23 protein-coding genes, 1 other RNA gene and 1 pseudogene are annotated in these 26,212 nt (G+C 58.4%); 10 read left to right on the top strand and 15 right to left on the bottom strand.

Going from position 1 to position 26,212, the window contains the following annotated elements; all coding sequences use genetic code 11:
• Positions 1-40: 40 nt before the first annotated feature.
• Positions 41-967 (bottom strand): annotated as a pseudogene (locus tag ACM6IN_RS07160) (methyl-accepting chemotaxis protein); the annotation flags it as partial.
• Between the two features lie 388 nt (positions 968-1,355).
• Between ACM6IN_RS07160 and ACM6IN_RS07155 the strand changes: the two are divergent.
• Both ACM6IN_RS07155 and ACM6IN_RS07150 read left to right on the top strand, forming a co-directional pair.
• Complete coding sequence (locus tag ACM6IN_RS07155) at positions 1,356-2,027, top strand: histidine phosphatase family protein (protein ID WP_414915655.1); 672 nt, start codon at positions 1,356-1,358, stop codon at positions 2,025-2,027.
• On the top strand, positions 2,024-2,845 hold the full coding sequence (locus ACM6IN_RS07150; RefSeq protein ID WP_414915654.1) for a phosphatase PAP2 family protein: 822 nt from the start codon (positions 2,024-2,026) through the stop codon (positions 2,843-2,845). The genes ACM6IN_RS07155 and ACM6IN_RS07150 overlap by 4 nt, the downstream gene beginning before the upstream one ends.
• 62 nt (positions 2,846-2,907) lie before the next feature.
• Here ACM6IN_RS07150 and ACM6IN_RS07145 read toward each other — a convergent pair whose 3' ends face one another.
• The 4 genes from ACM6IN_RS07145 to ACM6IN_RS07130 all read right to left on the bottom strand — a co-directional run bounded on the left by ACM6IN_RS07145 (position 2,908) and on the right by ACM6IN_RS07130 (position 6,789).
• Positions 2,908-4,347, bottom strand: a complete 1,440-nt coding sequence (locus ACM6IN_RS07145) for an ArnT family glycosyltransferase (protein WP_414915653.1) — start codon at positions 4,345-4,347, stop codon at positions 2,908-2,910.
• 68 nt (positions 4,348-4,415) lie between these two features.
• Positions 4,416-5,003, bottom strand: a complete 588-nt coding sequence (rimJ, locus tag ACM6IN_RS07140) for a ribosomal protein S5-alanine N-acetyltransferase (protein ID WP_414915652.1) — start codon at positions 5,001-5,003, stop codon at positions 4,416-4,418.
• 248 nt (positions 5,004-5,251) lie between these two features.
• Positions 5,252-5,626: a DUF6124 family protein gene (locus tag ACM6IN_RS07135; protein ID WP_414893446.1), complete on the bottom strand. Its 375-nt coding sequence runs from the start codon at positions 5,624-5,626 to the stop codon at positions 5,252-5,254.
• Positions 5,627-5,865: 239 nt separating this feature from the next.
• The gene (locus tag ACM6IN_RS07130) at positions 5,866-6,789 is read right to left on the bottom strand and encodes a hypothetical protein (RefSeq protein WP_414915651.1); all 924 of its coding nucleotides are present in this window, start codon (positions 6,787-6,789) and stop codon (positions 5,866-5,868) included.
• A 216-nt stretch (positions 6,790-7,005) separates the two neighbouring features.
• On the opposite strand from ACM6IN_RS07130, the gene ACM6IN_RS07125 reads away from it, so the two are divergent.
• Positions 7,006-8,046, top strand: a complete 1,041-nt coding sequence (locus ACM6IN_RS07125) for an EamA family transporter (RefSeq protein WP_414915682.1) — start codon at positions 7,006-7,008, stop codon at positions 8,044-8,046.
• 95 nt (positions 8,047-8,141) lie between these two features.
• Here ACM6IN_RS07125 and ssrA read toward each other — a convergent pair.
• From ssrA to ACM6IN_RS07090, 7 genes are all read right to left on the bottom strand, one after another.
• Positions 8,142-8,530, bottom strand: a transfer-messenger RNA (tmRNA) gene (gene ssrA / locus ACM6IN_RS07120).
• 96 nt (positions 8,531-8,626) lie between these two features.
• A complete protein-coding gene (locus tag ACM6IN_RS07115; protein WP_064387864.1) occupies positions 8,627-8,905 on the bottom strand; it encodes a hypothetical protein in 279 nt (92 codons plus the stop codon).
• A 130-nt stretch (positions 8,906-9,035) separates the two neighbouring features.
• Positions 9,036-11,846 carry an FAD-binding and (Fe-S)-binding domain-containing protein gene (locus ACM6IN_RS07110; protein WP_414915650.1) on the bottom strand — a complete coding sequence of 937 codons (2,811 nt, stop codon included), beginning with the start codon at positions 11,844-11,846 and terminating at the stop codon, positions 9,036-9,038.
• Positions 11,843-12,514 carry a LutC/YkgG family protein gene (locus ACM6IN_RS07105; RefSeq protein ID WP_095114212.1) on the bottom strand — a complete coding sequence of 224 codons (672 nt, stop codon included), beginning with the start codon at positions 12,512-12,514 and terminating at the stop codon, positions 11,843-11,845. The genes ACM6IN_RS07110 and ACM6IN_RS07105 overlap by 4 nt, the downstream gene beginning before the upstream one ends.
• Positions 12,514-13,968: a LutB/LldF family L-lactate oxidation iron-sulfur protein gene (locus ACM6IN_RS07100; RefSeq protein WP_414915649.1), complete on the bottom strand. Its 1,455-nt coding sequence runs from the start codon at positions 13,966-13,968 to the stop codon at positions 12,514-12,516. The genes ACM6IN_RS07105 and ACM6IN_RS07100 overlap by 1 nt, the downstream gene beginning before the upstream one ends.
• Positions 13,965-14,789, bottom strand: coding sequence for a (Fe-S)-binding protein (locus tag ACM6IN_RS07095; RefSeq protein WP_414915648.1), 825 nt, complete (start codon positions 14,787-14,789; stop codon positions 13,965-13,967). The genes ACM6IN_RS07100 and ACM6IN_RS07095 overlap by 4 nt, the downstream gene beginning before the upstream one ends.
• A gap of 150 nt (positions 14,790-14,939) precedes the next feature.
• Positions 14,940-16,634 (bottom strand): lactate permease LctP family transporter, encoded by a 1,695-nt coding sequence (locus ACM6IN_RS07090; protein WP_122595216.1) that lies wholly within the window; start codon positions 16,632-16,634, stop codon positions 14,940-14,942.
• Positions 16,635-16,896: 262 nt separating this feature from the next.
• On the opposite strand from ACM6IN_RS07090, the gene ACM6IN_RS07085 reads away from it, so the two are divergent.
• On the top strand, positions 16,897-17,664 hold the full coding sequence (locus ACM6IN_RS07085; RefSeq protein ID WP_007915207.1) for an FCD domain-containing protein: 768 nt from the start codon (positions 16,897-16,899) through the stop codon (positions 17,662-17,664).
• A 120-nt stretch (positions 17,665-17,784) separates the two neighbouring features.
• On the opposite strand, the gene smpB is transcribed toward ACM6IN_RS07085, so the two are convergent.
• Entirely contained in the window at positions 17,785-18,267 is a 483-nt protein-coding gene (gene smpB / locus ACM6IN_RS07080) for an SsrA-binding protein SmpB (protein WP_007915208.1), read from the bottom strand.
• 119 nt (positions 18,268-18,386) lie between these two features.
• On the opposite strand from smpB, the gene ACM6IN_RS07075 reads away from it, so the two are divergent.
• Genes ACM6IN_RS07075 through ACM6IN_RS07065 form a run of 3 tightly spaced genes read left to right on the top strand, consistent with a single transcriptional unit; the run spans position 18,387 to position 20,539 of the window.
• A complete protein-coding gene (locus ACM6IN_RS07075; RefSeq protein WP_007915211.1) occupies positions 18,387-19,790 on the top strand; it encodes a sodium-dependent transporter in 1,404 nt (467 codons plus the stop codon).
• 7 nt (positions 19,791-19,797) lie between these two features.
• On the top strand, positions 19,798-20,232 hold the full coding sequence (locus ACM6IN_RS07070) for a type II toxin-antitoxin system RatA family toxin (protein WP_007915213.1): 435 nt from the start codon (positions 19,798-19,800) through the stop codon (positions 20,230-20,232).
• Positions 20,225-20,539, top strand: a complete 315-nt coding sequence (locus ACM6IN_RS07065; protein ID WP_414893457.1) for an RnfH family protein — start codon at positions 20,225-20,227, stop codon at positions 20,537-20,539. The genes ACM6IN_RS07070 and ACM6IN_RS07065 overlap by 8 nt, the downstream gene beginning before the upstream one ends.
• A gap of 60 nt (positions 20,540-20,599) precedes the next feature.
• On the opposite strand, the gene ACM6IN_RS07060 is transcribed toward ACM6IN_RS07065, so the two are convergent.
• Complete coding sequence (locus ACM6IN_RS07060; RefSeq protein ID WP_007915215.1) at positions 20,600-21,127, bottom strand: outer membrane protein assembly factor BamE; 528 nt, start codon at positions 21,125-21,127, stop codon at positions 20,600-20,602.
• Between the two features lie 97 nt (positions 21,128-21,224).
• On the opposite strand from ACM6IN_RS07060, the gene fur reads away from it, so the two are divergent.
• Positions 21,225-21,629, top strand: a complete 405-nt coding sequence (fur, locus tag ACM6IN_RS07055; RefSeq protein WP_007915216.1) for a ferric iron uptake transcriptional regulator — start codon at positions 21,225-21,227, stop codon at positions 21,627-21,629.
• A gap of 75 nt (positions 21,630-21,704) precedes the next feature.
• Here the strand turns inward: fur and recN are convergent, their stop codons facing one another.
• Positions 21,705-23,378 (bottom strand): DNA repair protein RecN, encoded by a 1,674-nt coding sequence (recN, locus tag ACM6IN_RS07050; protein WP_007915217.1) that lies wholly within the window; start codon positions 23,376-23,378, stop codon positions 21,705-21,707.
• A gap of 240 nt (positions 23,379-23,618) precedes the next feature.
• Here recN and grpE point away from each other — a divergent pair, with 240 nt between their 5' ends.
• The gene (gene grpE, locus ACM6IN_RS07045) at positions 23,619-24,185 is read left to right on the top strand and encodes a nucleotide exchange factor GrpE (RefSeq protein ID WP_007915219.1); all 567 of its coding nucleotides are present in this window, start codon (positions 23,619-23,621) and stop codon (positions 24,183-24,185) included.
• 102 nt (positions 24,186-24,287) lie between these two features.
• A complete protein-coding gene (gene dnaK / locus ACM6IN_RS07040) occupies positions 24,288-26,204 on the top strand; it encodes a molecular chaperone DnaK (RefSeq protein WP_007915221.1) in 1,917 nt (638 codons plus the stop codon).
• Positions 26,205-26,212: the final 8 nt, after the last annotated feature.

The raw sequence follows: 26,212 nt of genomic DNA, 5'->3' as shown, positions 1-26,212 counted from the left end.
CGCCGTCGCGGATGCCGCTGATCAAGTCACGCAGGGTCACACCCATGCGGGCGATGCCTTGTTGCAGCACGCCGAGTTCGTCGCGGCGGGTGACGGTGACGTTCTGGGTCAGGTCGCCGCTGGCGATGCGCTCGACCACGGCCAGGGTTTCTTGCAGCGGACGGGTGATTTGACGGGTGATGATCACCGCTGCAATCACGCCAACCAGCAGGGCGAGCAGGGTGCTGATCAACTGGAAGGTGCGCGCTTGGGCACTTTCGATGTCACGACGGTCGAGCTGGATCTGGTACAGCTGCTCGCTCGTAGTGACGATGGCGGCGCCCTGATCAGTCATTTCCTTACGCGCCTGCACGGCGTCGGTGTTGGCATTTTTATACGCCATCAACGCGCTGCGATAGTTGACCAGTGCGGTTTCCAGCTGACGCAGGGCGTCTTGCTGAGAGTCGGCGAAATGCACGTTCAGTTGCTTGAGGCTGGCAATGGCGGCGTCAATCTGGCCGATGGCTTTCTGCTCGGTTTCGGCGTTGGTGGTGGCGGTGTAACCGCGCACTTCGTAGCGCGCGAGGATGAACGCTTCCTTGGCGGCGGTGATCGCCTGGAACTGTTCGAAACGCTGCTCGCTCATGTCCATCTGCTGCACGCGTTTGCTGATCGATTCGATCTGGTTGTATGCGGTCTCGGCACTCACGCTCATGCTGTCGCGGGCGCTGTTGCCGGTGCGATAGGCGTTACGCATTTTGTTCAGCGACGTCTGGTATTCAGCGATGGTCGCTGCCTGCTCCTTGAGCAGTTTGACGTTTTCCGGGCTCTTGAAGCTGTTGATCAGCTTCTGTTGCTGCGCGGCGAAGCTTTCGAGGGTGGTCTGCACATTCTGCGCGGCGGTTTCATCGCCGTTGGTCAGCATGTACTGCAGGCGCACCACGCGCAGTTTGGTCAGACCGGCATTGAGCTGGGTGATATCGCTCATCCAGTTGCTGCGGTCGATCAGGCCACCGAGGCTGGTCCAGCCTGTCAGGGCCAGCACGCAGGTCAGGGCCAGCACCAGGCCGAAGCCCAGGCCTAATTTCATGTTCACGCTGATGTTGCCGAACCAGCTATTCATCAAAAATCCTCCAGAAACGTTGGGTTTCTTGTCGTCAGTTAGGCTGGAAGATTGTTGTTTTTTTGAGCCAGCAAGGGTGTTAGCAGGTTTGTATCGGCCGCATTTCCCAGAGCTGAAAGGATTTTGTCCTACGGAATTTGTAACATCGGATCCCAAGACTTTTTTCACATGGGTTTCACTGGCTGCCTACGCCCGCCTCTGTACCTTCGCCGCATCGAATGAACCCGTGATGCAGAGTGGCGAGGCGGTTTTTGTGGAATTGAGACTGAGTCTGTTCGGCGTCAAACGCTCGATCGATCTGAGCTTTTTGGCGCGTTTTCGCAACACTTGGGTGGTGTTGGCGGCATCGGTATTGGTTATGCCACTGACCCTGTGGTTGCTGGCGCCGGCGGCGGTGCCGGACCTGGCCCACGGCAACGTGGCGGGTGCGCAAGCGTTGGCGACGGGCTGGGCCAAGGGCGAGATGATCGTGCTGGTGCGTCACGTCGAGCGCTGCGATCACTCTAAAGCTGCCTGCCTGAGTGGCAACGACGGCATCACCGATCGCTCACGCAGTGTCGCGGTGGCGGTCGGTGCAAGGTTCGAACAACTGGGTCTGAACAACGCCGACATCTATAACAGCCCATCGATGCGCACGGTGCAGACCGCCGGTTACATGTTCAACCATGCCGCCAGCGGTGACGATTGGTTGATCAACTGCCGTGGTCGCATGTTGCAGGATGCGCTGGCCCACAAGCTGCCCGGTCGCAATCTGGTCCTGGTGACCCACAGCGAATGCATGGCGCAAATCGAGAAAGACCTCAAAGTGCCGACCTCGGACATGGGTTATGGCTCGTCATTGTTTGTTTCCGCTGCCAGCCCGGCGGCTCCCAAGATGCTCGGCTTTATTGAAGCCTCCGACTGGCGCACGGTGAATACCCGATGAAATCCCGCTTCTACGCTTACAACTTTGGTATTCCGTTGGCCTGTGCGGCGCTGGTGTTCCTGATGTTCGACATGACCAAGATCGACATCGCCTTCAGCAACCTGCTGTTCGATCCGCTGACGCAGACCTTCCCACTCGACAAAATCCACTTCTTCGAAAAGCTCACGCATAAATGGGCGCGGATCATTCCCAACTGGACGGCAGAAATCGCCCTGATCGGCGCGCTGTTATCGCTGGTCTGGCCATTGGTCAATCCGCAGAAACGTCCGCGACTCGGTGCAATGCTGGAGCGCAGCAAAGTCGCGCCAGTGCTGCGATTTGCCGCTGATCATCGTAGGGATTTTCTGTTTGTGGTGGTCGCATTTGCGGTCTGCACCGGGGTGATTCATTTCCTCAAATCCCACACCAGCGTTTACTGCCCGATCGAGACCACGTTGTACGGCGGCAAAATGGCTCACGTTGAGTGGTACAGCAATTTTCAACTGTTCCATGAAGCCGGGAGTGGCCGGTGCTGGCCGGGTGGTCATGCGTCGGGCGGCTTCACCATGCTGGCGCTGTATTTCGTGGCGCGACGTTATCAATGGCGTTTTTCCAGTGCCATCTTGTGGGGCTCGCTGTTGCTGGGGTTCGTTTATGGCACTACTCGCGTCCTGCAAGGCTGGCACTACATGTCCCACACGTTCTGGGCCGGAATCTTCGTGTGGCTGGCGTGTTTACTGACGGCGTTGGCCTTCTACGGACGCGCGCGGCTGGATGTGCCGGTGCTGGGCAAGCGCGCACAGAAAGCTTTCAGTGCGCAGCCTGAGGTCTCTCTCTGAACCCGTTCAGATGAAATGAAAACCCGCCATCACGGCGGGTTTTTTATGGGCCTGCGCAGGTCTCAATAGCCGACGAAGTAATACGCCTGTCGTCCGACCATCATGGTCTTGAGCACTTTCAGTGGGGCGGCGGGTTCGCTGTCGCCAGCCATCACCACGACATGGGATGGCGAGGCCGCGAGGAAATCTCGCAACTGCACTTCGGTATCCAGGCCTTTGAGCACTTGCTGGGTATAGAAGACCGTAGCGCCACCGACCCGCTCATTGGCCTGAAACAGCGCGACTTGATGCCCAGCGGTTTGCAGCGTCTGAATTTCAGCGCTCAACGGCAGGAACGAAAGCTTTTTGTCGGCGTGGGGCAGTGCCCACTGCGCGGCGGCGAGGTAACTGCCGATCACCAGCGTGAGCACACCGACTGCCAGTATCTGACGATGCCGGGCGATTCGGCCTACGAATCCATTACCGGATTCGTACTGCTTCAATCGCTCAAACAGCACCCCTGCATACTCCGCAGCGATCACCGCGGCGGCCGGTGTCATCGACATCAGATACACCGTGCGTTTGCTCGACGCCAACGTCAGCATGATGAATTGCGCCACGATCCACAGGCTGAAAAACAGCAGGTAACGGTCGGCCTTCAATTGTTTGCGGAAATGCCAGAGCCCCAGGTACACCAGAATATTCCACGGCAGGAAGGCTTCCGGCAGTTTGGCCAGGTAGTAATAGAACGGTTCATAGTGCCCGGCTTCGACGAACGAACCGCTGAAGCGCCCGACGCTGTTGGTCAGCAGCACCTCTTTGACGGCCTGCGCACCGCCGTGCTGGAAGAGGATGACGAGCCAGATCAGCAGCGGAATCAAACCGACCAGTGTCAGTAAACCCGGGCGCAGCCAGTCGGCGATTTTCAGGCGCTTGTCCATCAGGCTGTCGGCCAGCAGATAGGCGAAAATCACCACGCCCGGCATGGCCAGCCCCAGCACACCCTTGCTCAATGTAGCGATGGCGATCCCAACGACAAACAACAGCGAGTTGCCCGCGGTCGACGCCCGTTGCGCCTGGAAAAAGGCCAGCAGCGCGGTGGTCACGCCGAGGGCGAGCAACGCGTCCTCACCGACCCCGCGCACGTTGCTCCAGTAACTGGCCATGGTCGCGAGCAGAATGCCTGCGGTCCAGGCAATCATTTTCGGCCGCTCGAAACGCCGCAACATGCCGTACAGCAGCATCACGCTGAGCAAGCCCGCCACCGCCGACGCCAGCCGCACGGCCCACGGTGAAACGCCGAACACACGCATGGCGCCAGCATCCAGCCACAGGCTTAACGGTGGTTTTTCCAGAAACGGTTCACCAAACAGACGAGGTGTCACCCAGTCGTCGTCCAAATGCATCTCCATGGCGATGCCAGCCACGCGGGCCTCGGTGGAGCCTTGCAATTGATGGCCGCCCAATGCGAAGAAAAACAGCAGGGCGGCAAGCAGAAACAGCGAAGTGACGGCACGCGACATGGGGTTCAGGCAACCGGGAGGGGCGGGAGGCCTGAGCATACGTCGGCAATCCTGAACAAATTGTGAAGCTAGGCCAGTTGTCGTGACCAACGCTTCTCCGGCGTTTCGAACAGCGGATTGACCAGCGCCGTCAGCACATGATCCTGCCAGCGCCCGGCAATGTTCAGATACGCCTTGGCGTAACCCTCGCGCTCGAAGCCCAGACGCTCAAGCAAGCGCTCACTGCGCTCGTTGCCGGGAATGTAGTTGGCCATGATCCGATGCAGGTTCTGTGTGTCGAACATGTAACCGATACCCGCCTCCAGCGCTTCCTGCATCAGGCCCTGACCCTGTTGGGCCTCATCGATGTGATAGCCCAGATAACACGCCTGAAAGGCACCGCGAATAATGCCGCTGAAGTTGCACGCGCCGATCATCTGCTGGCCATCCGGCGTCAACAGCGCAAAATGCATGGCCAGCCCGGCCTCGAATACGCTGGCCTGTATTTCAAGGCGCCGGCGAATCTGCTCGGTGGAAAAATATTCAGTGGTGCGGATCGGAGACCATGGCGCGAGGTGGCGCTGGTTGCGTCGGTAGAACTCGCTTTCCAGCTCGGCCTGCTCCGGTGAAAGTATCGCGAGCGTCAGGCGTTGGCAGGGCAGGGTCAACAGCGGCATCGGGCGCTCCGGGGTTTGGGATCTTCCGGCAGAGTCGCGCAATCAGCGGGGTCACGGCAAGTCGTGGCGAGGAAGGGGCTTTATTTCAGGCAAAAAAAAGCCCGCAGGAGCGCGGGCGAACCGTAGTTTCTTGAATGAGCGAGCGGACTGTACAAGGGTTGGCCGCGCAGCTGCAGTGAAGAAAAATTCATCTCGATGGGCGGCCCCAATGCAGTCCGATGCGCAACCGAACGCTGGATTTTCGCCCGTCAATGGCGGGTTTCAGGCCCGGTAGTGTTCTGTGGTTTCTGCGGATCAAGATTGTCCCGTGCCCGACAAATCAGGATCTCGGCCAGTGCGCTCAGTTGCTTCATCGCCACCGCCACATGGCGCTTGGAGCCGTCGAACTCATCGGCAAAGTTTGCGCTGATGGCCGCGAGGGAATCGAGGATCTCGCTGGCGTGGGTGAGCAGGGTCAGGGTGTCGACATCGTCGCGCACCCTGATGAGTTGATTGAGCGGGATGCTACGGCGCCGTTTGTGCGCTTCGCTGTGTGCGCTGTTATTCGATTGCGGTTGGGTGCTGGACGTTGGCGCGTCGGACGGTGCCGGGCCAACCAGCGAAAGACGGGGGATTTTCTTCATGACGTAGCTCCGTGGAGTGAACATTCACTGCAATTGCGGCTGCCAAACCGTCCGCTGGATGGCAGTGGTCGTGGAGCGTAACGCCCTGAGGAACTGTGCACCAGTTCATCAAAGTCGACGCGTGTTGCAGGAATTTTCCTAGGACGTTCGATGTGGGAAGGCGGGCGTGGCGATAAAACCAAACGGCAGTCGCGGTGATCACGGATAGTCCTTTCAAGACGTGTGGTCCGGACGGGAACTCAATCCTCCGCCACCTTATCTTCGCGCAGAACCCACCCGGCCTCGCCCGTCACCAACGTGTATTGAACCTGGCGCATCTTCCCCGTGCGGCCTGCGCCTGCGTCAGTGCTGTCATATATCGGGAAGCGCTGCACCAAGGCGTTTTCCACCACCGCAAACGAATCCTCGCCCTGATAGCCCTCGGCGATGTTTGGATTGTCGCTGACCGGGCGCAGGTAGATTTCGCTCAGGGATTTCTTGTTGTTGGCTGAATAGGCAATCAGCTCGCCCGGCATGCCGCGTCCTGGAATGCGGGTGAAAACGTAGATTTCGGGCGAGCCGTCGTTGTTCAGGTCGCCAATCTCGGCGCGGACGATATCGCCCTTGAGCGGCCGGGTAATCGCGCTGTTGTCGATTTCCAGGCCTTTGGGTTCAATGCGCAAAACGGGTTGGCCATCGGCCTGTTCACGGCTGACGTGAAAGCGGATGCCCTGCAATTCCAATGTCTGCTCGAACGGTTTCGTCCCGTCCGCCGCATCAGCAGTGGCGAGCCTCAGAGACAACGCATAGTTGGCGACTTCGTTGCGCCGTGCCGCATTGCGCATGAGGTATACCTGAACGGTGTACTCGCCATCGGAAGGTAAGGTGCCGGAAAAGTGATTGCCCATGATCGAGCCGTTGAACAGTGCGTAATCCGCGCCCTTGGCAGTAATGTTGAAGTAAGCGGAGGTGTTGGATGGTTTGAAATCGACGGTGAGCATCTGGCCGGTCCTGGCGTTGAATCGGTACTCCGCCGTTTGGTCACCCTTGATCGACTGTTTGCGCTGGACCCTGTCCGCGCTGGTTGTGAAAGCGATCGGTTCGACGCGCACAGCGCCAGCATCTGCTGCGTGGACAGGCAGGGAAATCAGTGCCGCCAGCGTGGCGGCGATCCAGATCTTCATCTTCAACTCCATTCATCTCGATGTTTGCAGCATAGAGGCTGCGTCGAGCCAGCGTCCTGGATTGCGCGGATTAAATGTTGCTGGATTTGAGCGTGTGCTTGAAGGGGCGGCCAGCGTTGGATGTTCGATCCATCAGGAAACCGTTCACATAATTCTCACCTGAGTTCTGCCATGATCATCACCGGCATTCCATCAGCCCGAGCGAGTGATTTCGTCATGAATGTGAGCGTGCTCTACGCGTTGGTTGCGGCAGCATTGTTTGGCGCCAGTACGCCACTCGCCAAGCTGTTGGGGGTACAGATTTCACCGATTCTATTGGCCGGGTTGCTCTATCTGGGCAGCGGGCTGGGTCTGACCGTCCTGCGTTTTGCCCGCGATCGAGGCTGGCAGCGCTCCGGACTCGGCACCGGCGAATGGCCGTGGCTGATCGGAGCCATCGGCTTCGGCGGTGTACTGGCGCCAGTGGCATTGATGTTCGGTTTGACCAGAACATCCGGCGCGAGCGCGTCACTGATGCTCAATCTGGAATCAGTGCTCACGGCACTGCTAGCGTGGGTCGTGTTCAGGGAAAACGCCGATCGGCGAATCGTGATCGGCATGCTCGCCATCGTGGCCGGTGGTGTCGTGTTGTCCTGGCCGCAAGAGGCCGTGTCGGCGCAGGACTGGACAGGCCCGCTGGCCGTCGCGTTCGCCTGCTTTTGCTGGGCCATCGACAACAACCTGACGCGTAAGGTCTCTGCCTCGGATGCACTGTTTATCGCGGGCAGCAAAGGTCTTGTGGCGGGGTTGGTCAACTGCGGCCTCGCCTTGTTCATCGGCAAACATCTGCCCGCAGCCGACTCGCTGGTGCCCATCCTGCTGGTCGGGTTTCTCGGCTACGGCGTCAGCCTGGTGATGTTCGTCCTCGCCCTGCGCGGGCTGGGCAGTGCGCGCACCGGCGCGTACTTTTCCACCGCGCCGTTTCTGGGCGCAGCGATCTCGATTCTGCTACTAGGCGAGTCGGTATCGCTGATGTTCCTGCTCGCAGCAGCGTTGATGGCTGTGGGGGTGTGGATTCACCTGATGGAAAACCATAGTCATGAGCACCAGCACGAACGGCTCGAGCATGAGCATCGCCACATACACGACGAGCATCATCAGCATACGCACGGGTTTGAATGGGATGGTAGGGAGCCGCACAGTCATTCGCATGTGCATGTGCCGATGCGGCATAGCCATGCGCATTTTCCGGATGTGCATCATCGGCATGAGCATTGATGTGTGCGGGGAGGGATTGGTTTTTGGCGGTAGGGGCTGGATGGGACGGCCAGATGCGACAAAGCCCGCACTTGGCGGGCTTTGTCGTTGAGAGTTGGTGGAGCCGGGGGGATTTGAACCCCCGTCCGCCAGTACTCCGCTGTCGGTACTACATGCGTAGCCGTTTCTATTAAGTTAACCCTCAGCGACCCGAAGGGCAGGGTGCTTTGGGCGAGTTGTGTAAGTTTTAGCCGCTTCGTCCACAACGTACTGCACGGCGATTCTGTTCTATATGACAATCATTTTGGGTTTACAGACATCCCCTGATGATTGCTGGACCCGAAGGTACCAGGAGCATTGTCAGCTGCAATTAAGCAGCGAGAGCAACACCGTATTGGTCGTCATTGGCAACTATAAGTAGTTGCAACAGTGGATTTACGACTTCTGTTACCAAGTCGGCATGCACCTAAAGTTTCGCAACCGGCGTCGAATCCTAAACGGCCCCGAACTCATTGCTCAGTACATCTGTTTGAGCAACAAGCCTGCGCAGTGTACGCCAATCAGCCCGTAAGGCCAACCCGAAGGTTGGCCGGGACGCTGATCAGTTGTTGGTGCCGGTGGCTTTGCGCAGTTCTACGATGGTTTGCGAGGTTTCCGCAACACAGTCATCGATCTTGCCCTCGGCCTTGAGCGACTGGGCTCTGGTCACACTGGCTTCAGCGCGCTGGCTCAGTTCTGGGTTCGCAGACAACTGCGCCTTGCCACTTTGAATGGTTTGAATATTCGCATCACACAGGTCAGCAGGCTTGTCCGCGGCGAACGAAGTGGAAGCCATCATCGATGCAGTAACGAACAGACCTAACAGTACAGAACGTTTCATGTGTATCTCCTTGAACCGAGTGGGTCCAGACTTCGCTGGCCGTCAGGACGGGCAACCGTATGGAAGAAAAACCCCGATCAGCCGGGGTTATTCTGTGGACTACAGTCGAACTCAAGGGTTCTATTTTTCTTCAGCAGGCCTTCGCCCGGGTCACGCGATCCACCAGATAGACCAGCCCGTGGTAGTCAATTCCGCCGTGTTGCGTCAGGCCGATCTCACAGGTGCGACTAGTGGAAATCCCCTCGCTGCAATGCTGCACCGCATCCTTTAGCGTGCGCAGCGAGTGGCTGTTCAGCTCCGGCGTGGTGAAGCCTTTGTCGCCGGCAAACCCGCAGCAATGAATGCCTTCCGGGATCACCACGTTATTGCTGCACTTGCGCGCCAGATCGATCAACGCCTGGCTTTCGCCCAGATGTTGCGTGCTGCAGGTCACGTGTACGGCAATCGGTGCGTCTTGCGGAGTGAAGTCCAGTCGATCGAGAAGATGCGTACGGATGAATCGCACCGGGTCGTACAGATCCAGACGGGTTTCTCCTGCGTCCTGCACCAGTCGCAACGTACACGGACTGGTATCGCAATAGATTGGATCAAGTCCGCCGCGACTGGCGTGCAACAGGGCGCTGATCAACTCCTGACGCTTGTGTTCGGCTTGTTCAGCGTAGCCTTTCGAGGCGAAGGGCTGACCGCAGCAGAGGTTGTCCTGATTGTCCGGGAAGACCACCTGGTAACCGGCCTTTTCCAGCAGTCCACGGGTTTTGTCGTAGAGCGACACTTGCTCTTTATCACCCGCCGCCGGACCCATGACTCGCGAGACACACGCTGCGAGATACACCACACGCGGACGTTCGTCTGAGACGCAGGGGCTGAAGCGAATGGCCTTCTCTGGCTGCGGCATCGCATTCGTCCACAACGGCACCTGACCTTTGGACAGTCGCGTAATGGTTGCCGAAAGCTTCGCCAGACGCGGCGCCCCGAGCAGCATCCGCGCACCGTTGGCCACGTGCAGAGTGAAGCGTGCGCCTTGCAGGGTCTTGGCGAAATTTCCTTCGATCCAGTCGGCGGTTTTCTGATGCGTTGCGTGCCTGCCACGAAGCTTTTTCACCAGCTCACCGGTATTGATGCCTACAGGACAGCGTTGCGCGCACAGACCGGTGGCGGCACAGGTTTCGATGCCTTGGTACTCGTAGGCTTTTTCCAGTTCGGTGGTGTCGACGCCTGCGCGTTTCTTCGCCTGAATATCACGCCAGATCACGATGCGCTGACGCGGACTCAAGGTCAGTCCTTTCGACGGGCAGACCGGTTCGCAGAAACCGCACTCGATGCACTTATCGATAATCTCGTCAGCCGCCGGCAGCGGTTTCAGATGCTTGAGGTGGATCTGCGGATCTTCGCTGAGCACTACGTCCGGGTTGAGAATGCCGTTCGGGTCGAGCAGCCGTTTGAGCTGCCACATCAGTTGATAGGCGTCGCTGCCCCATTCCAGTTCCACGAACGGCGCCATGTTGCGGCCGGTGCCGTGTTCGGCTTTCAGCGAGCCTCCGAATTCCACCGCGACCAGTTGCGCGACGTCGTCCATGAACGCTTGATAGCGTGCGACTTCTTCCGGGTTGTTGAAGCCTTGGGTGAAGACGAAGTGCAGATTGCCTTCCAGCGCGTGTCCGAAAAGGATCGCTTCGTCGTAGGCATGTTTGTCGAACAACTCGATCAAGCGATTCACGCCGATGGCCAGTTGTTCGACGGGGAAAGTCACGTCTTCGATGATCACCGTGGTACCGGTTTTGCGCACCGCGCCGACAGCGGGGAAGGTGTCCTTGCGGATGGCCCAGAGCTTGGCATTTTCCACAGGGTCTTCGCTGAAGTCGACCTGCTTTTCCACCGGGAAGCTACTGAGCGACGCCATGATTTGCGCCAGTTGTTCCTGCAACAAAGTAGAAGACGCGGCGCGGGATTCGATGAGCAACGCGCAGGCATTGTTCGACAGCTGCTGTACGAAAGCAGGCATGCCCGGTTTGTCCTGCACCGAACGCAAACTGCGGCGATCCAGCAGTTCTACGGCGGATACCGGTTGGCTCTTCAGTACGGTGACGGCGTTGCAGCAGGTTTCCACATCCGGGAAGACGATCAGCGCCGACGCCTTGTTCGGGTGATCGATCACCGTGTCGTAAGTCACCGCGCTGATGAAACCGAGGGTGCCTTCGGAGCCGACCAGCAAGTGGCTCAAGATATCCACAGGCTCATCGAAATCCACCAAGGCGTTGAGTGACAGGCCGGTGGTATTTTTCAGGCGGTATTTGTGGCGGATTCGTGCAGCCAGTTCGGCGTTGGCGCGGGTCTCGCGGCCCAAAGTCGCCAAGCGTTCGAGCAGATCGCCGTGACTGCTGCGAAACGCTGCAACACTGGCAGCGTCTTCGGTATCGAGTCGCGTGCCATCGGCGAGTACCAGACGAATCCCGGCCAGCGTGTGGTAGGTGTTTTGCGCCGTGCCGCAGCACATGCCGCTGGCGTTGTTTGCAACAATGCCGCCAATTTTACAGGCGTTGATCGACGCCGGATCAGGGCCGATCTTGCGGCCAAACGGTGCGAGCCATGCGTTGGCCTGTGCGCCGATCACACCAGGTTGCAGGCGGATTTGCGTGCCTTGGCCACGAATCTCGCGCGCGTTCCAGTTATCCCCAAGCACGATCAAAACGGAATCGCTGATCGCCTGACCAGAGAGACTGGTGCCCGCTGCACGGAAGGTCACTGGAACATGGTCGCGCTGAGCCAGCTTCAGCAGGGCCACGACTTCGTCCTCCGATTCGACGCGGATTACCAGTTGCGGAATCAGTCGATAAAAACTGGCGTCGGTGCCGAAGGCCAGAGTCGATAACGGATCGTCAAAGCGGCGTTCAGCCGGAATCAGTTGCTGCGCATCACGCAGGAAATTAGCCGGAAGCGTCATTGGTCCTCCAGAATCAGAACCACCAGATCTTTCGGACCGTGGGCGCCGTAGGCCAGCACTTGTTCAATGTCGGCGGTTTTCGACGGGCCGGACACCAGCAACGCGTTGGTCGGCATGCCTTGCGCCCATTCGAATTCCTGCTGCACTTGATAGAAGTTGTCGCGGATTTCACTGGCCTTTAGCAGGGCAAAATGCACCGGTGGCACCAGACTCATCAAACGCGGTTCTTCGCGGGTTGGCCACATGATCAGGCTGCCGGTAGCGGCGATCGCACCAAGGGTGCCGGTGAGACTCGCCGGAGTGTCGTTGAACAGCTCGGCTTTCCACTCTTCCATCGGCCGGTCGTAGGATTTCAGTGCTGGCAGATCAGGATTGTTCGCCCAGTGCTGTGTGATTTTCTGCCCGTGCGCGGTAGTCGGTGCAATCAACAGGCTCGGCAACTGACGGTCGCGCAGTAATTGCGCAAGCAACGCCGGCCATGCTTCGCCCGAGGTCAGGTGGATTTCGGTGTGCACTGCTTCCATCAATTTGCGCAGTTGCGGAATGCGTTGTTCGGCGCTGTAGGTGTAAGGCTGCGTCACTAGATCGACGTCGAAGTCGTCGGCAATAGGTGTGGTCCCCGTCAGACTTTTCCGCAGTTTGCCGAGGATATTTTGCTTGGCGCTCATCAGCGGTCTCCCTGTTTGGCCAGATGCTCGCGGGCCATGTCGTGCAGTGAGCGAGCGGCAGGTTTCGGCGCGCTGTGGTTTTGCGTCCACGGGCCGACGTTACTCGGGGTCAGGGCACGCAGGCGCGTGGCGAAGAAACCGAACAATCGATACAGCGTTGGAGAGCTGTTGAGCCTGGCCCAGGCGTTCCAGATGAAGCGTTCTTTGCGCGAATATTTGCTGCCCTGACCGCGCATCACTTGATTCGGGCTGTCCGGGGCTTTGACGTTTTCTTCGCGCAGGCGACGCAGGATCGCCGGAATCGGAATTTTTACCGGGCAGACTTCACCGCAGGCACCGCACAGCGAAGAGGCACTCGGGTGATCCGGAACCTTGGCCAAGCCAACCATGTGCGGGGTGATGATTTTGCCGATCGGCCCGGGATACACCTCGCCATAGGTGTGACCACCGACGCGGGTGTAGACCGGGCAATGGTTCATGCAGGCGCCGCAGCGGATGCAGTTCAACGTCTGGCGTAATTCACTGTCGGCGAAAGCCTGGCTGCGACCGTTGTCGAGCAGTACCAGATGCACTTCCTGCGGGCCGTCGAGTTCGTGTGCCTTGCGCGGGCCGGAGATCATGTTGACGTAAGTGGTGATCGGAATACCCAGCGCCGAACGTGTCAGCAATGACAGCAACGGCACCACGTCGCGCAGGTTTTCCACAACCTTTTCGATGCCGGTGACGGCGATGTGCACTGGTGGCACGGTGGTGGTCATGCGCCCGTTGCCTTCGTTTTCCACCAGCAGCAGGGTGCCGGTTTCGGCCACGGCGAAGTTGACGCCGGAGACGCCGATGTCCGCTTCGAAGAATTTCTGCCGCAGGACTCTGCGACCGATCTGAATGAGTTGGTCAACGTCCTTGGTGTATTCCACGCCAAGTTTGTCGTGGAACAAGGACGCGACCTGACCGGCATTCTTGTGGATCGCCGGCATAATGATGTGTGAAGGCTTCTCGTGGTCGAGCTGGACGATGTACTCCCCCATGTCGGACTCCAGACATTCAATGTCCCGAGCCTCGAGGAAATGGTTCATCTCCATCTCTTCGCTGACCATCGATTTGCCCTTGATCACTTGCCGCGCCTCGTGAGCGCGGATGATCGATAAGACGATGCCATTGGCCTCGTCCACCGTTTCCGCCCAGTGCACTGTCACACCGTTGCGGGTCAGGTTCTGTTCCAGTTGCTCGAGCAGCTCGGGCAACTTGGAGAGCGCGCGGGCCTTGATCGAATTGCCCAGTGCGCGCAAATGTTCTCTTTCATGGGGGTCACTGAAAGCGGCTGCCCGCTTGACCATCAGTGAGTCCATGGCAGTGCGGAAGTTGTTCCGCAGCTGCTGATCACCCAAGGCATTGTGTGCCCGGGTGCGGAAATCTTCTTCTACGGCGACCGTAGGGATAATCGCGGAAGTGCTCATTGCGCACCTCCGGTTCGTTGCCACAAGAAGCTGGCGAGATGTTGCCCGCGTAGCGCTTCTTTTTGTTTCTCCAATGCGCCGTTGATGTTCATCAAACAGCCACAGTCGGCGCTCAACACCCTGTGCGCGCCGGAATCCTTCAACGCTTTGGTCTTGTCAGCCACCATCGCGCCGGAAATGTCTGGCATACGGACGCTGAATGTCCCACCGAAGCCACAGCATTCGCTTTCGTGGTCGTGGTTGACCCGTTCCACGTTGCTCAACTGCGCCAACAACTCGCGACCGTGCAGGTGGGTGTTCATTTCGCGACGTGCCGAACACGAAGTGTGCAGCGCGACTTTGACCGGTTCGCCGCTGTCCTTGAGCTGCACCTTGCAGACGAACAGCAGAAATTCGGCCAGTTCATAGGTGCGGGCCGCGAGGGCCTGAACCTGTTTTAACGTCTCCGGCTCGTCCTTGAACAAGTCGGCGTAATGCTCGCGCAGCATGCCGGCGCAGGAACCCGACGGCACCACCACCGGATAATCTCCGGCAAACAGCGCCAGTTGCGAGCGCGCTACCGTCCGTGCCTGCTCGGTGTAACCCGAGGTGTAGGCCGGCTGGCCGCAGCAACTCTGCCCTTGCGGATACTCGACCCGGATCCCTTCACGCTCCAGCAAGTGGATCGCGTCCATCCCGGCTTCGGGGTAGAACAGGTCGACCACGCACGTGCCAAACAGGTAGACCCGCGACGGTTTCTCGCTGGGATATTGCCGAGGTTCGGGCAGTGGCGGTGCCACGCGGGGCGCGTTTGGCACGGCGTTATAAAAAAGCTCGCTCATCAGGCGTGTCTCCGGGTGGTCCCGGTTATCCGTCCGCTGAGGCTGCTGAATATAGAGAGCGTTGCTTTCAGCAGCCTTACAGACCGGGTTGTGAATTGCTGACGCCGGCATCACGAACCGGCGTCGGTTTTTTCTGTGTTTCTTGTAGGTTTAGTGCACTAGCATGCCGGTGAACCAGTAAGCCTGAGCCAAGGTGATCAGACCGACAATCGTTGCAAAGAATAGGCTGTGCTTGAGGGTGAAGCGGAACAGATCCGATTCCTTGCCCACCAGCCCGGTCGCGGCGCAGGCCACGGCGATCGATTGTGGCGAGATCATCTTGCCGGTCACGCCGCCGCTGGTGTTCGCCGCCACCAGCAGGGTGTCGTTGACGCCGATCTGGTGTGCGGTGGTCGCTTGCAGCGAACTGAACAGGGCGTTGGACGAGGTATCCGAGCCGGTGAGGAACACGCCGAGCCAGCCCAGGAACGGCGAGAAGAACGGGAATGCCGCGCCGGTTCCGGCCAATACCAGGGCCATGGTCGAAGACATGCCGGAGTAGTTGGTGACGAAGGCGAACGCCAGCACCATGCCGATCGACAGGATTGGCCAGCGCAGTTCGTAGAAGGTTTCTTTCAAAGTGGTAAGACCAGTTTTGAAATTGATCTTCAGTACCAGCATCGAGATCAGCGCGGAGAAGAAAATCGCCGTGCCGGTCGCGGAAATCGGATCGAGTTTGAACACCGCGGGTATTGCTGTTGGAGCAGCCACGATCGGTGCGGTTTTGATCACCAGTTGGTCAAGATGCGGGATCGCGAAGTTGAACACCCAGCTGTACATCGAGCCGCCGGCGGCGAACATCGCTTTGAAAGGTTTCAGCGTCCAGATGGTCACCAGCACAGTGAGAATCAGGAACGGCGACCAGGCTTTGAAAATTTCTCCGAGGCTGTAAGGCGACGCCACGGTAGTGCGCTTCTGGCCGAAACCGCCGACGCTGGCGGTCACCACCGAGGCGGAAACGGCACCGGCGATGTGTTGGCCGGCGGCGCGTTTCGGCTGCCAGACTTTCAGGAACAGGGTCAGGGAAATCAGGCTGGCCAGTGCCGAAGTGATGTCTGGCAGCTCTGGGCCGATGAAGTTGGACGTGAAGTACTGAGTGACGGCGAAGCTCAGGCCCGCGACCAATGCAGCCGGCCAGGTTTCACGCACGCCGCGCAGGCCGTCCATCATGAATACCAGCCAGAACGGCACGAACAGCGACAGCAGCGGCAGTTGGCGACCGGTCATGGCGCCGATCTTGAACGCGTCGATGCCGGTGACTTGGCCGGCAACAATGATTGGAATCCCCAAGGCGCCAAACGCCACCGGCGCGGTGTTGGCGATCAGGCACAGGCCGGCGGCGTACAGCGGGTTGAAGCCCAGGCCGACCAGCAGCGCGGCAGTAATCGCCACGGGCGCGCCGAAACCGGCGGCACCTTCCAGGAACGCACCGAAGCAGAAACCGATCAGCAGCACTTGCAGGCGCTGGTCGTCAGTAATCGATAACACCGAACTGCGAATGACCTCGAACTGACCACTTTTCACTGTCAGTTTGTAGAGGAATACCGCTGCGACAATGATCCAGGCAATCGGCCACAGACCGTAGGCAAAGCCATACCCGGCGGCGGCAAAGGCCATGTCGACCGGCATTTGGAACGCGAAGATCGCTACGGCAATCGACAGGGCGAGGGTGATGCTCCCGGCCACGTGGCCTTTGAGGCGGAACACCGCCAGCGCGAGGAAAAAGAAAACGATGGGAATGACGGCCGCAAGTGCGGACACGCCGAGACTGCCGAGCGGGCTGTAGAGCTGTTGCCAGGTTTGCATATGGGGTGGCCCCTAATTGTTGTTGGTCAGGCACTGTCAGCGTTCTTGGATAATTGGTAATACCAATTTACAATCGCTGTTGGCTAGGGTAAAAGCCTTGATGGCGGTGTGTCAATTTGCCGCCCTAAAACTTTTGTCGAACAAGCGGTGCAGATCGCATCTGATCCGGTTTCGGCAACTGGCGTCTGGTAGGTGTCGAGAAGGCGCCGATAGGCCAGAATAGAGAGCCCGGCGAGCGGTCGGGATCGTGGAGAAATGAGTTATGGGGTTTGATCAGATACGTCAGCGCCGTTTGTCTGACGATATTGTCGAGCGACTTGAGGGGATGATCCTTGAGGGCACGCTGAAGTCCGGCGAACGGCTGCCGGCGGAGCGCACGCTGGCCGAACAATTTGGCGTATCACGGCCATCTCTGCGTGAAGCGATTCAGAAACTGGCGGCGAAAGGGCTGCTGGTCAGTCGCCAGGGCGGCGGCAATTATGTAGTGGAAAGCCTCGGGTCGACGTTCAGCGATCCGCTGTTGCAACTGCTTGAAAGCAACCCCGAAGCACAGCGTGATTTGCTCGAGTTTCGGCACACTCTGGAGGCATCGTGCGCCTATTACGCGGCATTGCGCGCAACTGATGTTGATCGTGAAAGGCTCACCGCAGCCTTCGAAGAGTTGCAGGATTGCTACTCGCGCCACGATGAAGTCAGCCGGGCGGAGGAGGGCGCGGCGGATGCGAAATTTCATCTGGCGATTGCCGAAGCCAGTCATAACGCGGTGTTGCTGCACACTATTCGCGGGCTGTTCGATCTGCTCAAGCGCAACGTGGTCACCAACATCGGCGGCATGTACAAGCAGCGCACGGAAACCCGCGACATGCTGATCACTCAACATCGGGAATTGTATCTGGCGATTATTGAAGGTCGCGCGGAGCAGGCGCGGGAAGTCTCCAGTCGACATATTTTGTATGTGCAGGAAGTGCTGGAAGAGGTGCGGCAGGAGGTTCAGCGCATGGCTCGGGCAGAGCGGCGCAAGGGAATGTGATTCTTTAAAGCAAAAGATCGCAGCCTGCGGCAACTCCTACAGGGAAATGCGAATCCCAGTGTAGGAGCTGCCGAAGGCTCGGGCCGCGATCGGACGATCTTTGCTTTCAAGGTCGGAAGATCAGTCTTCCTTGCCCTTATTGCGCACCGCACGCTGCAGTTCACGACCGGCATCGCGCTCGCGCTCGGTATCACGCTTGTCGTATTCCTTCTTGCCCTTGCCCAGAGCAATTTCGCACTTGACCATGTGCTTGCTCCAGTACCAGGACAGGCAGACGCAGGCGTAACCCTTTTGCTGCACGGCGGCAGCGAGCTTTTCCAGCTCGCGGCGGTTGAGCAGCAATTTGCGTGTGCGCACCGGGTCGGCGATGACGTGGGTGCTTGCGGTCATCAGAGGCGTGATGTGGCTGCCGAGCAACCACGCTTCGCCATCCTTGAGCAGCACATAGCTGTCGACCAGCTGTAGCTTGCTTGCCCGCAGACTTTTTACTTCCCAGCCGGCCAGGACCAGACCAGCCTCGAACTTATGTTCGATGAAGTAATCGTGTCGCGCCTTTTTGTTCTGCGCGATGGTCCCTGTTGGGTGTTTCTTCTGTTTAGCCATAGGGGCGGCATTATATGGAGATAAACGGCTGTCGGCTACGGTGATGCTGCGTGCTTGAGCAGGTTGAGTGAATCCCGGACAATGCGGCCTCTTTTTCTAACGCTTGGGCGTGATAAACGATGTCGACAGACAAGGTTTCTGTCCACGGCAGTTGGGCTAGCCGCTGGGTTTTCATACTCGCCGCGACCGGTTCGGCCGTGGGACTGGGTAGCATCTGGAAGTTCCCCTACATGGTCGGGGTCTACGGCGGCGGCGCCTTTGTGCTGATGTTTCTGGCGTGCATCGCGCTGATCGGCATCCCGGTCATGCTCGCTGAAACCCTGATCGGCCGGCGCGCCCGGCAAAGTCCGGCGAACGCCTTGAAGGTGCTGGCGCTGGAAGCCGGGCACTCGGGCAAGTGGTCGTGGGGGGCATTTGCCGGGATGATCACGGCATTGCTGATCCTGTCTTTCTACAGTGTGGTCGGCGGCTGGTCGCTGGACTACATCGTCGACATGGGTCGCGGCGACTTTCAGGGCGCCACGGCCGATCAGGTCGGTGCTTATTTCGGTAACGTCATCTCCAATCCATGGCGCCTGACACTTTGGCACACGATTTTCATGCTGCTGTCGGCCTTCGTCATCGCCAAAGGCGTGGTCGCCGGGCTTGAGCGCAGCCTGCGCATCATGATGCCGCTGCTGTTCGTGATGATTCTGGTGTTGCTGGGTTACAGCATGACCACCGGGCATTTCATGGAAGGCGTGCATTTCATGTTCGATTTCCACCCGGAAAAAGTCCTCGACGGCTTGTTACCAGCGATGGGGCACGCGTTCTTCTCGCTGAGCGTCGGTGTCGGTTCGATCATGATCTACGGCGCTTACATGCCGAAGAGTTCGTCGTTGTCCGGCACGGTTGTCGGTGTGGCCCTGCTCGATACCTTTGTTTCGCTGGTCGCCGGTTTGGCTCTGTTCCCGATTGTGTTTGCCGGCGGCCTGAACCCTAGCGAAGGGCCTGGCTTGATGTTCGTCAGCCTGCCATTTGCCTTTGGTAACGTGGCTTTCGGGCAACTGATGGGCGTGGTGTTCTTTGTGCTGGTGGCGATTGCGGCCTGGAGTTCGGCGATTTCGCTTCTGGAGCCGATGGTTGCCTATTTGGTTGAGCGCACGAAAGTCAGTCGCGCGTGGGTGACTTTCTGGCTGGCGTTCATCTGCTGGTTCGTCGGTCTGGGCACGGTGTTCTCCTTTAATATCTGGAAGGAAGCCAAATTTTTCGTGAACGAAGGCGGGATGTTCCACCTCTACCAATGGGGTGCGCAGAGCGGTCTGGACTTCTTTGGCGTGATCGATTTCTTCACCTCGCGGATCATGTTGCCGCTCGGTGGCCTGTGTTTTGTGCTGTTTGCCGGATGGGTGATGGGGCGTGAAGCGGTACGCGACGAGTTGTCGATCCGCAATCCGGCACTGTTCGCCCTGTCTTTGTTTTTGATGCGCTACGTGGCGCCCATCGGCATTCTTGTAGTGTTTGCCGCTCAGCTCTGGAAGTAACGCTCACATGACGACACATATTCAACGATCGGCATTACTGCCGTACCCGGCGCAATTCCTCTACGACCTGGTCAACGACGTGGCGCGTTACCCGGAATTTTTGCCGTGGTGCTCTGCCGCTGAAGTGCTGGAAAGTTCGCCGGAGCATATGCGCGCCAGCGTTGGCGTGGCCAAGGGCGGTCTCAGCCAGCATTTCGTGACGCGTAATACGCTGGTGCCGGGGCAGTCGATCGAGATGAACCTGGAAGAAGGTCCGTTCAATCAATTGCACGGCGTCTGGGTGTTCAAGGCCTTGAATGAGAAGGCCTGCAAGATCAGTCTGGATCTTTCGTTCGATTACGCCGGGCCACTGGTACGCGCGACGTTGGGGCCGCTGTTCAATCAGGCTGCCAACACGCTGGTGGACGCGTTCTGTCAGCGCGCCAAGCAGATGCATGGTTGAGCCGGTGATTGAGATAGAGGTCGTTTACGCCGCCGTGGACCGTCAGGTTTTACGCACTGTCAGCGTGAAAGAGGGCGCGACGGTTCGCGCTGCGGTTCTGGCGTCAGGTATCGGTAGCGAATTCCCTGAGCTGAATCTGGCGGAGTGCCCGTTGGGTATCTTCGGCAAAGTAGTGGCTGATCCGGATACGCGGGTAATTCAGGCGGAAGATCGCATCGAGATTTACCGCCCATTGCTTGCCGACCCCAAAGAAGTTCGACGTTTGCGTGCTGCCAAGGCTGCGGAAGCCAAGGCTCGAAACGCGTAAAAAGACAAATTGCAGGCAATAAAAAACCCGGAATTTCCGGGTTTTTTATTGCGTCGCAAATTATTGCGGCGAGGTGTCCAGCGGCTCTGGTGTTGGAACCGGAACGGTTTCTACCCCATCGACGTCCTTCTGGATCTGATCCAGCAAGGAACCTGGCTTGACCGGTTTTTCCGGTGTTGGCTTCTCGGCGTTTTCAGCAGGAGCGGTCACCGTAGTGCCACTGTCCTTGCCGAGAATGGCTTCGTCACGGCTTACGCCCGGCATAAAGTCACCGGACAGGCTGACAAGCTGGTCGTTTGAGTTGAAAATAACGCTGATGCGTTCCTGTTGGCGTTCACCGCCACCCGGTTGCAGGCTGTACAGATAATCCCAGCGATCGGCATGGAACGTGTCGACAAGCAGAGGGTTACCCATGATAAACCGTACTTGCGGCCGGGTCATTCCCGGGCGTAACTGGTCTATCATGTCCTGCGTGACGACATTGCCCTGCTGGATGTCGATTTTGTAAACCCCGGGGAATGAACAACCGGCGAGTGCGAGCAGTCCCACAAAGGTGAAACTGGTTAGCAAGAGCTTGGTGTTTTGCATCGGTGGGCGACTTCCACTATCTTGGCTGGGACAACGTAAACGCCGATCATACCCGCATTAAGAGAAGCTGCGAAGCAGCATCGCGAGAAAGCTGACCATGGTTGAAAATAGCGAACTACGCAAAGCCGGCCTTAAAGTGACCCTGCCACGGGTCAAGATCCTGCAAATGCTCGACTCTACAGAGCAGCGTCACATGAGCGCCGAGGACGTCTACAAGGCGTTGATGGAAGCTGGCGAGGACGTCGGTCTGGCCACGGTTTACCGTGTTCTGACCCAGTTCGAAGCGGCTGGCCTCGTGGTCCGTCACAACTTCGACGGCGGCCACGCGGTTTTTGAGTTGGCCGACAGTGGTCACCACGACCACATGGTTAACGTGGAAACCGGTGAGGTTGTCGAATTCGTCAGCCCGGAAATCGAAAAGCTCCAGAAGGCAATTGCCGAGGAGCACGGTGTCGAGTTGGTGGATCACAATCTGGTGCTGTACATCCGCAAGAAAAAGTAAGCATGTCGCGCGAATTTCACATTCGCGAAACGAACGAAGGCGACCCAAGGGTCGCCTTCGTGCTTTCTGTCGTTTCTAAACCTTGGCGGTAACGACCATTTTTTTCGCGTGAGCCAAGGACTCTTTGGTCAGATCGATGCCGCCGAGCATGCGCGCCACTTCTTCTATACGGTCGTTCTTGCTCAGTTTGGAGACGGCGGTGTGCGTTGCCTCTTCACCGCGCACCTTGTGCACGAACAGATGCTGATGACCCTGCGCTGCTACTTGTGGCAAGTGCGTCACGGTCAATACCTGGCCGCGATCGCCGAGACGGCGCAACAGTTGGCCGACAATTTCAGCCGTCGGGCCGCCGATGCCGACGTCCACTTCGTCGAACACCAGTGTCGGAACGCGGGAGGTCTGTGCGGTGATCACCTGAATTGCCAGGCTGATCCGTGACAGCTCACCACCGGAAGCGACTTTTGCCAGTGCCTTCAGCGGCTGGCCCGGGTTGGCGCTGACCAGCAATTCGACCTGTTCCAGCCCGTTGGGCAGCAACTCATCGCTGCTGTTAGCCTTCAATTCGATAGTGAATCGGCCGCCAGGCATGCCCAGTCGCTGAATCTCCTGCTCAACCGCGCTGGCGAGACTGCCGGCAGCCTGATGCCGCAAATCGCTCAGTTCCCGTGCCTTCTCTTGATAGTGGCGGGCATAGGAGGCCAGCTCTTCACCGAGGCGCTCGATGGATTCATCATTGGCGTTGAGGGTTTCGATTTCATCCAGCAACTTCTGCTGCATCTCACCCACTTCGGTCGGCTGGATCCGGTGCTTGCGCGCCAGGGTGTAGATCGCGTCGAGGCGTTCTTCCAGATACTGCAGGCGTGCCGGATCGGCATCGAAGTTATCGAGGAAGCGATTGAGTTCGCCAACGGCCTCTTCGACCTGGATCTGCGCACTGGTCAGCAGGCTGCTGGCTTCGCCCAGTGCGCCGACGGAGTTATTCACGCTCGACAGGCGGTTGAGGCTGGCGGTCAGTGCATTCAATACATTGCCAGAATCGCTTTCGCTGCATTGCTCGACCACTTGCCGGCAAATGCCCAGCAGCGTCTCGGCATTGGTCAGGTTTTTGTGTTCCTGCTCCAGTTGCTCCAGTTCGTTATCACCGAGACCGAGGTTTTCCAGCTCTTCGAGCTGATAGCTCAGCAATTGATGGCGCGCGCGTTGTTCGTCGCCGGAATTGGAGAGGCGTTCCAGTTCCTGGCGAGTCTGTCGCCAGCGCTGGGCGGCGAGCTGAACCTGGCGCGCCAGGTCGGTAGCGCCGGCGTACTCGTCCAACAGGCGACGATGGGTATCGGTTTTCAGCAGGGACTGGTGTTCATGCTGGCTGTGGATATCGATCAACAACTCGCCCAGCGACTTGAGGTCGCCGAGTGGGCAAGGGGTGCCGTTGATGTAGCCACGCGAACGACCCTCCGACGTGATCACCCGGCGCAGAATGCACGGGCCATCCGTTTCCAGGTCGCGCTCGGCCAGCCATGCGCTGGCTTCAGGGATGTCCGCCAGATCGAAGGTCGCGAGGATGTCGGCCTTGTCGGCGCCGGGGCGAACCACGCCGCTGTCGGCACGATCACCTAGAGTCAGGCCCAGCGCGTCGAGCATGATCGACTTGCCGGCGCCGGTTTCACCCGTGATCACGCTCATCCCGCGATCGAGTTCGAGATCGAGATGTTCAACGATGGCGTAGTTATGTACGGACAGGTGCACCAGCATAAAGGCCGCTCCCAAGCTTTAGATCTGGTTATTTATACAGTGTTTTGTTTCAGGCTGACAATGCCCGCCCTTAGCTCGATTTGCTTGAAGGTCAAATCTGCTTAGCGCATTGAGGAATGAATATTCGACACTTTTTTGTAGGGTTAATGCTTGAAGGCCCTTGAAGCCTGATTTTGCGGCCCCATATATCGGGGCAGAAGCGCGAGTCAGGCTCGCGGACGAAATTGAAAGGAGAATTCTATGGCTGACGAACAGACAGTAGATACGCAAAACCCAGAAGCCAATCAGGCGCCCGAAGGTTCGGGTGATGACCTGGCGACCCGTGTACAAGTGCTCGAAGAGCAATTGGCCGCCGCGCAGGATCAATCTCTGCGTGTTGCTGCCGATCTGCAGAACGTCCGTCGCCGTGCCGAACAGGACGTCGAGAAGGCGCACAAGTTTGCCCTCGAAAAATTTGCCGGCGACCTTCTGCCGATCGTCGATAGCCTGGAGCGCGGCCTCGAGCTGTCGAACCCGGACGACGAAAGCATCCGTCCGATGCGCGAAGGCATCGAGCTGACGTTGAAAATGTTCCACGACACCCTCAAGCGTTATCAGTTGGAAGCGATCGATCCGCATGGCGAACCGTTCAACGCCGTTCAACATCAGGCGATGGCCATGCAGGAAAGCGCCGACGTAGAACCGAACAGCGTTCTGAAGGTGTTCCAGAAGGGCTACCAGCTCAACGGTCGCCTGTTGCGCCCGGCCATGGTTGTGGTCAGCAAGGCGCCTGCGCCAATTTCGCCTTCGATTGACGAGAAGGCTTGAAATTAGCCGCAAGGCCCCCATTTAGAAGTCAAGCGTTTAAGTATTACCGCAGTCAGCCACCACTGCTGCGGCAAAAAAATCCAAAGTTTCGGGAGAGTTAACATGGGCAAAATTATCGGTATCGACCTGGGGACTACCAACTCCTGCGTCTCCGTGCTGGAAAACGGCAAAGCAAAAGTTATCGAAAACGCTGAAGGCGCGCGTACCACGCCGTCGATCATCGCTTACGCCAACGATGGCGAAATCCTGGTAGGTCAGTCGGCCAAGCGTCAGGCTGTGACCAACCCGCACAACACTCTGTACGCGGTAAAGCGTCTGATCGGTCGTCGTTTCGACGAAGAAGTGGTGCAGAAAGACATCCAGATGGTCCCTTACAAGATCGTCAAGGCTGACAACAACGACGCCTGGGTTGAAGTGAACGGCCAGAAAATGGCACCGCCACAAATCTCGGCTGAAATCCTGAAAAAGATGAAGAAAACCGCCGAAGACTACCTCGGCGAGACCGTGACCGAAGCGGTGATTACCGTTCCGGCCTACTTCAACGACAGCCAGCGTCAGGCGACCAAAGACGCCGGCCGCATCGCCGGTCTGGACGTAAAACGTATCATCAACGAACCAACCGCAGCCGCTCTGGCTTACGGTATGGACAAGGCTAAGGGCGATCACACCGTGATTGTTTATGACCTGGGTGGCGGTACGTTCGACGTTTCCGTAATCGAGATCGCTGAAGTTGATGGCGAGCACCAGTTCGAAGTTCTGGCGACCAACGGTGACACGTTCCTCGGCGGTGAAGACTTTGACATTCGTCTGATCGACTACCTCGTTGACGAATTCAAGAAAGAAAGCGGCATGAACCTCAAAGGTGATCCGCTGGCCATGCAGCGCCTGAAAGAAGCCGCTGAGAAAGCCAAGATCGAGCTGTCTTCCGCTCAGTCGACCGACGTTAACCTGCCGTACATCACTGCAGATGCGACCGGTCCTAAGCACCTGAACGTGAAGATTTCGCGTGCCAAGCTCGAAGCACTGGTTGAAGACCTGGTTCAGCGCACCATCGAACCTTGCCGCATCGCCATGAAAGACGCCGGTCTGGACGTTGGCGCGATCAACGACGTGATTCTGGTCGGTGGTCAGACCCGTATGCCGCTGGTACAGAAGCTGGTTACCGATTTCTTCGGTAAAGAAGCTCGCAAAGACGTTAACCCGGACGAAGCTGTTGCCATGGGTGCTGCGATTCAGGGCGCCGTTCTGGCCGGTGACGTGAAAGACGTTCTGCTGCTCGACGTTAGCCCGCTGACCCTGGGTATCGAAACCATGGGCGGCGTGATGACTGCGCTGATCGAGAAAAACACCACGATTCCTACCAAGAAATCGCAAGTGTTCTCGACTGCCGACGACAACCAGGGCGCTGTGACCATTCACGTGCTGCAGGGCGAGCGTAAGCAAGCCACTCAGAACAAGTCCCTGGGCAAGTTCGACCTGGCCGACATTCCACCAGCTCCACGTGGCGTGCCGCAGATCGAAGTGACCTTCGACATCGACGCTAACGGCATTCTGCACGTTGGTGCGAAAGACAAAGCGACCGGCAAGACCCAGTCGATCGTGATCAAGGCCAACTCCGGTCTGTCCGACGAAGAAATCGAGCGCATGGTGCGTGACGCCGAAGCTAACGCTGAGGAAGACCGCAAGTTCGAAGAGCTGGCCGCTGCCCGTAACCAGGGTGACGCACTGGTTCACTCGACTCGCAAGATGATTGCCGACGCGGGCGACAAAGTCACCGCTGAAGAGAAGACTGCGATCGAAGCTGCTGTGGTTGCTCTGGAAGCCGCTGTCAAAGGCGACGACAAAGCTGCTATCGAAGCCAAGGTTGAGGAGCTGTCGAAAGTCTCCGCTCCGGTTGCTCAGAAGATGTACGCCGAACAGGCTCAGCCAGCTGATGGCGCGGCCCCGCAAGGCGAATCGGCTGAGAAGGCTGACGACGTTGTCGATGCAGAGTTCGAAGAAGTCAAAGACCACAAGTAAGTTGTTGG

Source organism: Pseudomonas sp. IT-P395 (genome assembly GCF_949767675.1).
Classification (GTDB): domain Bacteria; phylum Pseudomonadota; class Gammaproteobacteria; order Pseudomonadales; family Pseudomonadaceae; genus Aquipseudomonas.
Note: the sequence above shows the minus strand (reverse complement) of the source record. Positions and strands in the feature narration are given on the sequence as shown.

Coding starts and splice junctions, on each gene's coding strand:
- ACM6IN_RS07150 (WP_414915654.1), top strand. CDS start 2,024: ATGAAATCCCGCTTCTACGCTTACAACTTTGGTATTCCGTTGGCCTGT.
- ACM6IN_RS07145 (WP_414915653.1), bottom strand. CDS start 4,347: ATGTCGCGTGCCGTCACTTCGCTGTTTCTGCTTGCCGCCCTGCTGTTT.
- rimJ (WP_414915652.1), bottom strand. CDS start 5,003: ATGCCGCTGTTGACCCTGCCCTGCCAACGCCTGACGCTCGCGATACTT.
- ACM6IN_RS07135 (WP_414893446.1), bottom strand. CDS start 5,626: ATGAAGAAAATCCCCCGTCTTTCGCTGGTTGGCCCGGCACCGTCCGAC.
- ACM6IN_RS07130 (WP_414915651.1), bottom strand. CDS start 6,789: ATGAAGATCTGGATCGCCGCCACGCTGGCGGCACTGATTTCCCTGCCT.
- ACM6IN_RS07125 (WP_414915682.1), top strand. CDS start 7,006: ATGAATGTGAGCGTGCTCTACGCGTTGGTTGCGGCAGCATTGTTTGGC.
- ACM6IN_RS07115 (WP_064387864.1), bottom strand. CDS start 8,905: ATGAAACGTTCTGTACTGTTAGGTCTGTTCGTTACTGCATCGATGATG.
- ACM6IN_RS07110 (WP_414915650.1), bottom strand. CDS start 11,846: ATGACGCTTCCGGCTAATTTCCTGCGTGATGCGCAGCAACTGATTCCG.
- ACM6IN_RS07105 (WP_095114212.1), bottom strand. CDS start 12,514: ATGAGCGCCAAGCAAAATATCCTCGGCAAACTGCGGAAAAGTCTGACG.
- ACM6IN_RS07100 (WP_414915649.1), bottom strand. CDS start 13,968: ATGAGCACTTCCGCGATTATCCCTACGGTCGCCGTAGAAGAAGATTTC.
- ACM6IN_RS07095 (WP_414915648.1), bottom strand. CDS start 14,789: ATGAGCGAGCTTTTTTATAACGCCGTGCCAAACGCGCCCCGCGTGGCA.
- ACM6IN_RS07090 (WP_122595216.1), bottom strand. CDS start 16,634: ATGCAAACCTGGCAACAGCTCTACAGCCCGCTCGGCAGTCTCGGCGTG.
- ACM6IN_RS07085 (WP_007915207.1), top strand. CDS start 16,897: ATGGGGTTTGATCAGATACGTCAGCGCCGTTTGTCTGACGATATTGTC.
- smpB (WP_007915208.1), bottom strand. CDS start 18,267: ATGGCTAAACAGAAGAAACACCCAACAGGGACCATCGCGCAGAACAAA.
- ACM6IN_RS07075 (WP_007915211.1), top strand. CDS start 18,387: ATGTCGACAGACAAGGTTTCTGTCCACGGCAGTTGGGCTAGCCGCTGG.
- ACM6IN_RS07070 (WP_007915213.1), top strand. CDS start 19,798: ATGACGACACATATTCAACGATCGGCATTACTGCCGTACCCGGCGCAA.
- ACM6IN_RS07065 (WP_414893457.1), top strand. CDS start 20,225: ATGGTTGAGCCGGTGATTGAGATAGAGGTCGTTTACGCCGCCGTGGAC.
- ACM6IN_RS07060 (WP_007915215.1), bottom strand. CDS start 21,127: ATGCAAAACACCAAGCTCTTGCTAACCAGTTTCACCTTTGTGGGACTG.
- fur (WP_007915216.1), top strand. CDS start 21,225: ATGGTTGAAAATAGCGAACTACGCAAAGCCGGCCTTAAAGTGACCCTG.
- recN (WP_007915217.1), bottom strand. CDS start 23,378: ATGCTGGTGCACCTGTCCGTACATAACTACGCCATCGTTGAACATCTC.
- grpE (WP_007915219.1), top strand. CDS start 23,619: ATGGCTGACGAACAGACAGTAGATACGCAAAACCCAGAAGCCAATCAG.
- dnaK (WP_007915221.1), top strand. CDS start 24,288: ATGGGCAAAATTATCGGTATCGACCTGGGGACTACCAACTCCTGCGTC.